Source organism: Actinophytocola sp. (assembly GCF_035942955.1).
In the GTDB taxonomy this organism is placed as follows: Bacteria; Actinomycetota; Actinomycetes; order Mycobacteriales; family Pseudonocardiaceae; genus DASYTH01.
This window is the reverse complement of the sequence record NZ_DASZCQ010000311.1, coordinates 1-10,946: the sequence shown is the minus strand read 5'-3', so window position 1 is coordinate 10,946 and position 10,946 is coordinate 1. Positions and strand designations below refer to the sequence as shown.

8 protein-coding genes are annotated in these 10,946 nt (G+C 73.2%); 7 read left to right on the top strand and 1 reads right to left on the bottom strand.

Translation table 11 applies throughout. The annotated features are described in order from the left end of the window. Nucleotides 1-257: 257 nt before the first annotated feature. Nucleotides 258-638, bottom strand: a complete 381-nt coding sequence (locus VGX25_RS30835; RefSeq protein ID WP_326921468.1) for a hypothetical protein — start codon at nucleotides 636-638, stop codon at nucleotides 258-260. A gap of 48 nt (nucleotides 639-686) precedes the next feature. Between VGX25_RS30835 and VGX25_RS30830 the strand changes: the two genes are divergently transcribed. From VGX25_RS30830 to VGX25_RS30800, 7 genes are all read left to right on the top strand, one after another. Continuing rightward, nucleotides 687-2,249, top strand: coding sequence for a helix-turn-helix domain-containing protein (locus VGX25_RS30830; RefSeq protein WP_326921467.1), 1,563 nt, complete (start codon nucleotides 687-689; stop codon nucleotides 2,247-2,249). Nucleotides 2,250-2,367: 118 nt separating this feature from the next. Next, the gene (ald, locus tag VGX25_RS30825; protein ID WP_326921466.1) at nucleotides 2,368-3,486 is read left to right on the top strand and encodes an alanine dehydrogenase; all 1,119 of its coding nucleotides are present in this window, start codon (nucleotides 2,368-2,370) and stop codon (nucleotides 3,484-3,486) included. 645 nt (nucleotides 3,487-4,131) lie between these two features. After that, nucleotides 4,132-4,548 carry a hypothetical protein gene (locus VGX25_RS30820; RefSeq protein ID WP_326921465.1) on the top strand — a complete coding sequence of 139 codons (417 nt, stop codon included), beginning with the start codon at nucleotides 4,132-4,134 and terminating at the stop codon, nucleotides 4,546-4,548. 85 nt (nucleotides 4,549-4,633) lie between these two features. Next, on the top strand, nucleotides 4,634-5,797 hold the full coding sequence (locus VGX25_RS30815) for an ABC transporter ATP-binding protein (protein WP_326921464.1): 1,164 nt from the start codon (nucleotides 4,634-4,636) through the stop codon (nucleotides 5,795-5,797). Further along, nucleotides 5,797-6,693 carry a hypothetical protein gene (locus VGX25_RS30810; protein WP_326921463.1) on the top strand — a complete coding sequence of 299 codons (897 nt, stop codon included), beginning with the start codon at nucleotides 5,797-5,799 and terminating at the stop codon, nucleotides 6,691-6,693. The genes VGX25_RS30815 and VGX25_RS30810 overlap by 1 nt, the downstream gene beginning before the upstream one ends. Before the next feature lie 39 nt (nucleotides 6,694-6,732). Further along, on the top strand, nucleotides 6,733-10,563 hold the full coding sequence (locus VGX25_RS30805; protein WP_326921462.1) for an ABC transporter ATP-binding protein: 3,831 nt from the start codon (nucleotides 6,733-6,735) through the stop codon (nucleotides 10,561-10,563). 56 nt (nucleotides 10,564-10,619) lie between these two features. Continuing rightward, on the top strand, nucleotides 10,620-10,946 hold a 327-nt coding region (locus tag VGX25_RS30800), incomplete at its 3' end, for a 2-oxoglutarate dehydrogenase E1 subunit family protein (RefSeq protein ID WP_326921461.1).

Sequence of the window (10,946 nt, the reverse complement as noted above, 5' to 3'; positions counted from 1 at the left end):
GCCGAGCGGCACGGTGCTGTTCGTGGAGCTGGCCGTCGGCGGCTGTGTTTTCTAGCTCGGGCAAGGCCGCCCTGTCGCCTTCGGCGAGCGGCCTCGGGTCGGGTTGCTTGGGGGTTGCGGGCCGGGGTGGGTGGTTGGGTGTCGTGGGTGGTTGGCTGACGACGCCTGCGGGCAGGGCTCGTTCCTCGCCCTGCCCTTGTCGTCGTGTGGCGGCCGCCCTCGCCAAAGATCGGCGACCCCGGCGCAGTTCACACGCTCTATCTCGATCTAGACCCCTTGCGGCGCAGCGCGAGGGCGAACGCGCACAGGATTGCGATGCCGACCAGGGTGACCGTCCACGGATCGCTGGGCCGGCCGCCGAGCCCGTGATCCATGATGTGCGAGAGGCCGTGCATGAGCGAGCCGGCGGCCGCCCCGGCGAGCACCGCGGCCAGCGCGTCGGACAGCAGCAGGCCGGCCAGCGCGGCCACCCCGAGCCCGATCTGGAACGAGCCGAGATCGTGCATGAAGTGCTCGTTGAACGGCGGGTAGGTGGCGATGTCGGCGTAGAACGACTCGGGCGCGGCGAACGCCCAGATGCCGAACGTCAGGTAGAACAGCCCGGCGAGCAGACCGACAACTTTGGCGAGAGTGCGCATGGCGGGTGGACGATCTCGGCGGGACAACTGTGACGGACGGAGCCTGGCGTGATCACCGTGCAGGGCGTTGTGGACCGGGTCGGTCCCACCCTGCTGCGGCTCACAGTGGCCGGCGAGCCGGCGGCGCACGTGACCGACGTGGTGATCGCCGAGGCCGGCCGCCGCCCGCACGTGGCCGACGGCGACCTCGTGCTCGGGGTGTCGGTGAGCACCGCGGCGCGGGCGGTGGAGCTGGTCCGGCACTGCGGCGAGCGCGGCGCGGCGGCCGTGCTGCTCAAGCCCCCGCTGGCGGCAAGGAGCTCGGTGCACGCCGCGGCCCGCGCGGCCGGCACCGGGATCGTCGAGGTGGACGCCGGCGCCGCCTGGGCCCAGCTGGTCTGGCTGCTGCGCACGGTGCTCGACGGCGCGGCCGACGAGCACGAGGCCGAGAACGCGGCGGCGTCCGGCGCCGGCGGGCTCGGCGACCTGTTCCGGCTGGCCGACGCGGCGGCCGCGGTGGTGGACGCCCCGGTGACCATCGAGGACGCCAACTCCCGCGTGCTGGCGTACTCGGCCCGGCAGGACCGCACGGACCCCGCGCGCATCTCGACGATCATGGGCCGCCGGGTCCCGGACGAGGTGCTTGCCCGGTTCCGCTCCCGCGGCGTGTTCCGCGACCTGAGCCGGGGCCGCACGACGATCTTCGTGCCGGCCCAGCAGGACGGCACGCTGCCCCGGCTGATCGTGCCGATCCGGATGGGCGGCGAGCTGCTCGGCTCGATGTGGGCGGTGGTGCCCGGCCCGGTGCCCGAGGAGCGGGCCGCGGCGTTCGCCGACACCGCCCCGGTGGTGGCCCTGCACCTGCTGCGCCGCCGGGCCCGGGAGGACGCCGAGCGGCGGCGCTCCGCCGAGCTGGTGCGCGCGGTGCTGCAGGGCGCCGGCAGCGTCCGGCTGGCCGCGGCCGAGCTGGGCCTTGACGACGTGCCGCACCGGGTGGTCGCGATCGAGGTGCCCGACACCGACGCGCTCGGCGCCGAGGGCATGCGGCTGGCCCTGTGGGAGCGGATCACCGCGGGCATCGGCCGCCGCCCGGCGATCACCGAGCTGCACGACGTGCTGTACGCGGTGGTACCCGACCGGGAGGGCGACGGGGGCTGGCCGGCGCTGCGCTCGGCGCTGTCCGCCGAGCGCGGACCCGGCCCGCTGGTCGCGGCCGGGCCGCCGGTGGAGCTGGGCCGGCTGGTCGAGTCGCGGGCGCTGGCCGAGGAGACGCTCGGCCTGCTGCGCGCCGGGCTGGTGGCCGGGCCGGTGATCAGCCATGAGCAGGCCTGGACGGTGATCGTGCTGCACCGGGCCGCGGTGGCCGCCACCGGCGCCGGGGCGACCGAGTTCGGCCCGCTGCCGGCGTTGCGCGCACACGACGGCGAGTCCGGCACCCGGTACGTGGACACGCTCTACGAATGGCTGCGGCACACCGGCGATCCGCGCGCGGCCAGCCGGGCCCTGCGGATCCACCCCAACACGCTGCGCTACCGGATGGGCCGGATCACCGAGCTGGCCGGCATCGACCTCGAGGACGCCGACGTCCGGCTCGCCCTTCTGGTGCAGCTCGCGGCGCTGCGCTGGCGCTGACCTTGTGCCACAGACACAATCCGTAGCCGTAGCGCTGGTGCTCTCGGCACGATGACAGTCCACTGCGGGCTGCCGCACCGTAGTAATGGACACCCACATGGCCTAACAGGAGCCCGACGTGCGCATCGCCGTCCCCCGTGAGATCAAGAACCACGAGTACCGGGTCGCGCTGACCCCGGCCGGCGCGCACGAGCTGACCGCCCGCGGCCACGACGTGTTCGTCGAGGCCGGCGCGGGGCTCGGCTCGGCGATCACCGACGAGGAGTACCTCGGCGCCGGCGCCAAGATCGTGTCCACCGCCGCGGAGGCGTGGGCCGAGGGCGAGCTCGTGCTCAAGGTCAAGGAGCCGATCGCCGAGGAGTACCGGTACCTGCGCTCCGACCAGGTGCTGTTCACCTACCTGCACCTGGCCGCGGACGAGGCGCTGACCAGGGCGCTGTTGGCCGCCGGCACCACAGCGGTGGCCTACGAGACCGTGCAGACCCCGACCGGCGCCCTGCCGCTGCTGGCCCCCATGTCCGAGGTGGCCGGCCGGCTGGCCCCGCAGGTCGGCGCCTACGCCCTGATGCGCCCGTCCGGTGGCCGCGGCGTGCTGCCCGGCGGCGTGCCCGGTGTCCACCCGGCCCGCGTCGTCGTGATCGGCGGCGGCGTCGCCGGCCTGAACGCCGCCACCATCGCCGTCGGCATGGGCGCCGACGTCCAGGTCCTCGACACCAACGTCGACCGCCTCCGCCAGCTCGACAACCAGTTCCGCGGCCAGCTGCGCACCGTCACCTCCAGCCGCTACGCCGTCGAGCAGGCCGTGCGCGACGCCGACCTGGTCATCGGCGCCGTCCTGGTGCCCGGCGCCAAGGCCCCCAAGCTGGTCAGCAACGACCTGGTGCGCGACATGAAGCCCGGCGCCGTCCTCGTCGACATCGCCATCGACCAGGGCGGCTGCTTCGCCGACTCCCGGCCGACCACGCACGCCGACCCCACCTACGCGGTGCATGACACGGTCTTCTACTGCGTGGCCAACATGCCCGGCGCAGTCCCGCGCACCTCCACCTACGCCCTGACCAACGTGACCCTCCCGTACGCGGTCGCCCTCGCCGACAAGGGCTGGCACGACGCCCTCGCCGCCGACCGCGCCCTCGCGCTCGGCCTCAACACCCACGCCGGCGCGCTGACCAACGAACCCGTCGCCGTCGCCCACGGCCTCCCACACACGGAGTTGACCGAGGTCCTCGCCGCCTGACGACCTTGGGGCTTCGGCAGGGCTCCGGCATGTCATGCTCTCGCCGGGGTGAGGGAAGATCACCATTGGTGAAGGGTGCGGCTGCTCTCGCGGGGCGACTCCGCCGGAGCCTCGGGGGGTCCGGCGGGCGGAGCCCCGCTGGCCGGGGATCTGGGGGCTTGGCCCCCAGAAAACATCGCCCCGATCCTGCGGTCCGCGCTCTCCGCGGACCAAGGTCCGGGGATCGGGGCGGCCCGCTCAACCAGCCTGGGGGTCACTGGGAGCGGGCCGCCACGTAAAGCATAAGCACCTGGACTCCCGAACGCTGCAATCGGGGTAGGGCGAGTCTTGTTTACTTGTCCACGGAAAGTCCCCACTATCGGGTGAGAAACCTGGCAAAGGGGTGAAATCCGCGTAAGCCCACTACGGCGCGGGGCTCTGCCGGCCGATGTCTGGACGATGACAGAACCACGCTGGTCCATCGGCTGTCACGACCCGTTTGGTCGAGACCGGGCATTGACGATATTCGTCGAGGATGATCGAGTGGTGCTGGTTCCTCCGCCGGGAGCCGCGGCCGTGCTGTCCGCCCAGCAGACCCGGAGGCTGGGCAAGGCCCTGGATCAGGCGGCCCTTCGCACCTCCGACCGACGAGTGAGCTGATCGCCGATGTCCCAGGGGGCACACGATTCCGTCCGCGACGCCGTGCTGCGCCGGCTCGACCTGCTCGACCGGGCCGCGGGCCACGCCGACCCGAGGACGCTGCTTCCGTTGGCCCGAGTCGAGCTCAACCGGCTCGCCGACGGCTGGCGGCTGCTGCTGACCGTGCACCAGCGCGACGAGGAGGGCCGCTGCCGGGCCTGCCCCGCGGGCCTGCGCGGGCGGCGCTGGCCGTGTCCGGTCTGGCGCATGGCGCACGAGCAGCTGATCGGCGAGGGCGTGCCACACCGCAGGCGGACCCGCCCGCTGCGCAATCCGTTCGGCCGGACGGGCAGGGTGCGGCGGCCGGAACCCGAGTCCGACGCCGAGAAGACCGTGCAGTTCCCGCCGATCCGGCACCGGCTGCCGCGGCAGGCCCGGCCCTGACCCGCGGTTGCGGCCGTACCGCCGCAACCGACGACGGCCATACGGCAAGATGGCGGCCACGACACGCCTGCAGGCAGGAGGGGCCGTGCACGACGGTAGTGGTCGCATTGTGGTGCAGAACCTGACGAAGCACTTCGGTCAGGTCGTCGCGGTGCAGAACCTCAGCTTTCACGTGGAGCCGGGATCGGTCACCGGCTTCCTCGGGCCGAACGGCGCCGGCAAGACCACCACGCTGCGCATGCTGCTCGGTCTGGTCAACCCGACGTCCGGCTACTCGACGATCAACGGCCAGCCGTACAGCCAGCTCGGCAACCCCGGGCGGGTGGTCGGCGCCGTGCTCGAGGCGCAGGGCTTCCACCCCGGCCGCACCGCGCGCAACCACCTGCGGGTGTACGCGGCGGCGATGGGCGTCGACGACCGCCGCGCCGACGAGGTGCTCGGGCTGGTCGGGCTGTCCGCGGCGGCCCATCGCGGCGCCGGCGGGTTCTCGCTTGGCATGAAGCAGCGGCTGGCGCTGGCCACCGCGCTGCTGGGCGACCCGCAGGTGCTGGTGCTCGACGAGCCGGCCAACGGCCTCGACCCGGAGGGCATCGCCTGGTTGCGGACGTTCCTCAAGGCGTTCGCCGGCAGCGGCCGCACCGTGCTGATCTCCAGCCACCTGCTGGCCGAGGTCGAGCAGACCATCGACCAGGTCGTGATCATCAGCCGCGGGATGACGATGTACTACGGCCCGCTCGAGGAGCTGCGCAAGTCGCAGCGGACCCGGGTGATCGTCCAGCCGGCCGACCCGAACAAGCTCGTCGCCGCGCTGCAGGAGGCCGGGATCTCCGGCATCCAGCCGATGCCGGAGGGCAGGATCGCCGTGGTCGACGCCACCGTGCAGCAGATCGGCGACGTGGCGGCCAAGTCGGGCGTCGCGCTCTACGGCGTGCACGAGGAGAAGGCCGACCTCGAGCAGCTGTTCTTCGCGCTCACCAGCGGCCAGTTCGCGGCGCCGCAGCAGGTGGCGTACGGGCAGCTGCCGCCGACACCGCCGCCCGGCTACGGCCCACCACCCGGCTACGCGCCGCCCCCGCCGGGGTACGGGCAGCAGCCGGCCGGGTACGGCCAGCAGGGCTACGCGGTTCCGGCCGGCCCGACGCCGGCCACCCCGCCGGGCGGCTGGGGGTCGGCGAGCTGGCCGCAGCCGGCGCCGCCGCAGCCGGGTCATCAGCAGCCCGGCCAGGGTGGATGGGGAGGTAACGCCTGATGGGCAGGCTGATCAAGGCAGAGTTCCGCAAGATCCTCACCACCAGGCTGTGGTGGGCGCTGCTCATCCCGGCGGTCCTGCTGGCGCTCGGCTGGGCGTGGGGCTTCTCGGCGCTGCTGACCGACATCATCAACGACGCCGCCGACGAGAGCATCGTCAACGAGCTCGACATCCGGGTCGACGAGCTGTCCTGGTCGTCCATCGCGCTGACCAGGAGCATGAACATCGCGACGATCTTCCCGATGGTGTTCGGGGCGCTCGCCCTGGCCAGCGAGATCAGTCGCAAGACGATCACGACGAGCTTCCTGACCGCGCCGAACCGGTCGACGCTGCTCGGCGCCAAGGCGATCACCTACGTGCTGTGGGGAGTCATCTACGGGGCCGTGGTCGCCGCCGCGGCCAGCCTCGGCGCGATGATCGGGTCGGACAGCAAGTACCTGCCCGACGCCGGTGACTGGATCCTGATCCTGCTGTCCGGCATCGTGGCCTGCCTGCTCTGGACGCTGCTCGGCATGGGTGTCGGGGCACTGCTCGGCTCGCCGGTCGGCACGCTGGTGCTGCTGCTGATCTACGCGCTGATCGTGGGCCCGTTCGGCGAGCTGGTGCTGACCGGGGTCACCGAGGGCTCGCACATCGCCGGGTGGATGCCGAACGGGTCGGCCAACGGGCTGACCGGGTCCACTGCCGTCGCGTTGCTGTTCGACCAGGCCCAGAGCCTGGTCGGCGGGCGGCCCGTCCCGGCCGACGTCAGGGACGACTTCGAGCAGGTGTTCCGGGCCTTCGCCGGCGCGCCGGGAGCGTACTCGCTGCTGGTCAGCGGGTTGATCTTCATGGCATGGACGATGCTGTTCTTCGTCAGCGGGCTGGTGCGCAACCAGCGGCGCGACATCACCTGACGCGACCGGGCTGTCGGCGGTTGTGCATAACCTGGCGGAGTGCCCGAACCACCGCCCGGCTGGATCCGCCGGCTGAGCGCCGCCTGCTGGCGCCACCGCCGCCTCGTCGTGCTGTCCGTCGTCGCTTCCGTTGTGGGAGTCGGGTTTCAGGCGGCCGGACCGCTGCTGGTGAAGTTCGTCGTCGACGACGCGGTGGCCGGGCGCACGGCCGCGCTCGGCTGGCTGGTCGCCGGGCTCGTCGCGATGGAGCTGCTGACCTTCGGCACCGCGTTCGTCCGGCGCTACGTGGGTGGGCGGCTGGCCCTCGATGTCCAGCACGACCTGCGGCAGGCCGTGTTCGGCGCGGTGCAGCGGCTCGACGGCGGCAAGCAGGACGCGCTGCGCACCGGTCAGGTCGTGTCGCGGTCCATCACCGACCTGCAGATCGTCCAGGGGCTGCTGATGATGGTGCCGCTGGCCATCGGCACCGTGGTGTTCGCCGTGGCCGCGCTTGGCGCCATGATCTGGCTGTCCCCGCTGCTCACCCTGATCGCGCTGGTCGTCACGCCGGTGGTGGCGCTGACCGCGGCGCACAGCCGGCGGGTGCTCTTCCCGGCCACCTGGTCGGCACAGCAGCGCGCCGCCGATCTGGCCCAGCACGTCGAGGAGACGGTCACCGGCGTGCGGGTGGTGAAGGGCTTCGGGCAGGAGGCGCGCGAGGTCGCCCGGCTGGAGCGGGCCGCGAAACGGCTCTACGGCGAGCGGATGCGGTCGGCGGCGCTGACCGCCAAGCCGGCCGCGACCCTGGTGGCGATGCCGATGCTCGGGCAGGTCGGGGTGCTCGCGCTCGGCGGGTGGATGGCGATGGACGGCCAGGTCACCCTCGGCACCTTCCTGGCGTTCGCCAGCTACGTGGCGAACCTGGTCGGCCCGACCCGGCTGCTGGCCAGCCTGCTGGTCAACGCCCAGCTGGCCAGGGCCGGCGTCGAGCGGGTCTATGAGCTGATCGACTCGCAGCCGGACGTGACCGATAGGCCGGACGCCACCGACGTGCCGGGCGGTCCGGTCGCCGTGGAGTTGGACGGCGTCACGTTCGGCTACACCCGCAGCGATCCCGTGCTCACCGACGTGTCGCTTCGGGTGCGGCCGGGCGAGACGCTGGCGCTGGTCGGCACCGCGGGGTCCGGCAAGTCCACGGTGTCCCTGCTGCTGCCCCGGTTCTACGACGTGCACGCCGGCGCCATCCGGGTCGCCGGGGTGGACGTCAGAGAGCTCAGGTTGGCTTCGCTGCGCCGAACCGTCGGGGTGGTGTTCGAGGAGGCGTTCCTGTTCTCCGACACGGTCCGGGCCAACATCGCCTACGGCCGGCCGGACGCCACCGACGCCGAGGTGCTCGCCGCCGCGAAGGCCGCGCAGGTGCACGAGTTCGTCACCGAGCTGCCCGACGGGTACGACACCGTCGTCGGCGAGCGCGGGCTGACCCTGTCCGGCGGGCAGCGCCAGCGGGTGGCCCTTGCCAGGGCGCTGCTGTCCGACCCGCGGGTGCTCGTGCTCGACGACGCCACCTCCGCGGTGGACGTCGCCACCGAGGCCGCCATCCACGACACGCTGCGCTCGGTCACCCGGGACCGCACCACGCTGCTGATCGCGCACCGCCGCTCGACGCTGGCGCTTGCCGACCGGATCGCCGTGCTGGACCGGGGACACGTCGTCGACGTCGGCACGCACGACGAGCTGACCGCGCGCTGCGAGCTGTACCGGTGCCTGCTGGCCGGGCCGGGCGAGGCGATCGAGGACGTCACCCGGCGCGCGGCGGAGGATCTCGTGCCGGGGCCGGACGGGACAACGCCCGCGCTGTGGCCGGAGCCCGATGACGTTGCGGTGGAAGGAAAGGAACGGCACGTTGCGTCCCAGAGCAGCGGCCGGCGCGGGGGCGGCGGCTGGGGTGACGTGCTCGGCGCGCTGCCACCCACCCCGGAGCTGCTCGAGCGGGTGCGGGCCCTGCCACCGGCCGACGAGGAGCCGCGGCTCGGCGACGACGATCCGACCGCGCCCGACCCGGGGTTCCGGCTGCGCCGGCTGCTGCGGCCGGTGCTCGCCGGGCTGGTGGTGGTCGGCCTGCTCGTGGTGGCCGACACGCTGCTGGCCATGGGCCTGCCCGCGCTGTTCCGGCAGGGCATCGACGGCGGCGTGACCACCGGCGACCCGACGGCGCTCGCGGTGGCGGCGGTGGCCGGGCTGGTGCTCGTCGGGCTCGGCTGGCTGGACGTCAAGGCCACCACCGTGCGCACCGCCCGGCTCGGCGAGCGGCTGCTGTACGTGCTGCGCGTCCGCAGCTACGCGCACCTGCAGCGGCTCGGGCTGGACTACTACGAGCGCGAGCTGGCCGGGCGGATCATGACCCGGATGACCACCGACGTCGACGCGCTGTCGACGTTCCTGCAGACCGGGCTGGTCACCGCGGTCACCAGCCTGCTCACCGTCGCCGCCGTCACCACCGCGCTGCTGGTCACCGACCTGCCGCTGGCCATGGTGGCGCTGGCCGTGCTGCCCGTCCTGCTGGTCGCCACGGTGATCTTTCAGCGACTGTCCACGGTCGCCTACACCGAGGCACGGGAGCGGGTCAGCGCGGTGAACGCGGACATGCAGGAGAACGTCTCCGGCCTGCGCGTGGCCCAGGCGTTCACCAGGGAGGAGGCGTCGGCCAAGGCGTTCGCCGAGCGCAGCGACGCCTACCGGCGCACCCGGCTGCGGGCGCAGCGCTACGTCGCCACCTACTTCCCGTTCGTCGCGCTGCTGGCCGGCGTGGCCCAGGCTGCGGTGCTGGTGGTGGGCGCGCACCGGGTGGCGGCCGGCGAGCTGACCCCGGGCGTGCTGCTGGCCTTCCTGCTCTACCTCGGCCTGTTCTTCGCCCCGGTGCAGCAGCTGTCCGGCGTGTTCGACGGCTACCAGCAGGCCAGGGTGGGCCTGCGGCGGATCTCCGACCTGCTGCGCACCCCGACGTCCGTGCGGCCGGCCGAGCATCCGGTGCCGGTGCCCGCCGCGCTGGACGGCGCGGTCGAGCTGCGCGAGGTGTCGTTCACCTATCCCGGCACGGACACGCCGGCGCTGGCGGGCATCTCGCTGCGTGTGGCCGCGGGTGAGACGGTGGCGCTGGTCGGGGCCACCGGGGCCGGGAAGTCCACCGTGGTCAAGCTGATCGCCCGGTTCTACGACCCGACCGCGGGCGCCGTGCTGGTCGACGGGGTGGACCTGCGCGACTACGACCTGTCCGGCTACCGGCGCCGGCTCGGGGTCGTGCCGCAGGAGGCGCACCTGTTCACCGGCGACGTGGCGAGCAACGTGGCGTACGGACGCGGCGAGGCGACCGCCGCGGAGATCGAGGCCGCGGTCCGGTCGGTCGGCGCGCTGCCGATGGTGGCCGGCCTGCCGGACGGGTTCCGCCAGCAGGTCGGCGAGCGCGGGCAGGGCCTGTCCGCCGGGCAGCGCCAGCTGATCGCCCTGGCCAGGGCCGCGCTGGTGGATCCGGACGTGCTGCTGCTGGACGAGGCGACCGCGGCGCTCGACCCGTCGACCGAGGGCGCGGTCCTCGCGGCCAGCGAGAGCCTTGCAAAGGGAGGTACGGGGGCCGAGCGCCCGTCGGGGGTCTGGGGGCGGAGCCCGCGGAAAAGACCGCGAACGACGTTCGTCGTGGCGCACCGGTTGGCCACCGCGGCCCGGTCGGACCGGATCGTCGTGCTGTCCGCCGGGCGGATCATCGAGGAAGGCAGTCACGCCCAGCTGCTCGCCGCCGACGGACACTATGCACGCCTTTGGCGGTACGGAACGGACCCGGACGAGGTTGCCCACGGACCCGCCGTTGGCTCACATACCTCCGGCCAGGAGGGATAGCCTGTTGGTGCAGCGTTCAGGTACGAGTTCGATATGGATAGAGGCGAGCGCCAGCCGTGTCCACCAGTAGTCCCGCGTCGCAGTTCGGCCCCAACGAGTGGCTCGTCGAGGAGATGTACGAGCAGTTCCTCGCCGACCCCTCGTCGGTAGACCCGGCGTGGCACGACTTCTTCGCCGACTACAAGCCGACCCCGCGTGCCGCCAGCCAGGGGATGGCGGCTTCCAAGGCCCGGAGCACGGCCGAGGGAAGCGGTCCGGGCAACGGTCAGGTGTCCGGCACGACGACGGTGACCCCGCCCGCCCAGCCCGCCGCGCCGCAGTCCGGCACGGCGGCGCAGCCGGCGCCCACCCCGACCGAGCCGTCCCGGCCGGCGGCCCCCGTG

Excerpts from the sequence above, each read along its gene's own strand:
- VGX25_RS30835 (WP_326921468.1), bottom strand. The coding sequence starts at position 638 with ATGCGCACTCTCGCCAAAGTTGTCGGTCTGCTCGCCGGGCTGTTCTAC.
- VGX25_RS30820 (WP_326921465.1), top strand. The coding sequence starts at position 4,132 with ATGTCCCAGGGGGCACACGATTCCGTCCGCGACGCCGTGCTGCGCCGG.
- VGX25_RS30810 (WP_326921463.1), top strand. The coding sequence starts at position 5,797 with ATGGGCAGGCTGATCAAGGCAGAGTTCCGCAAGATCCTCACCACCAGG.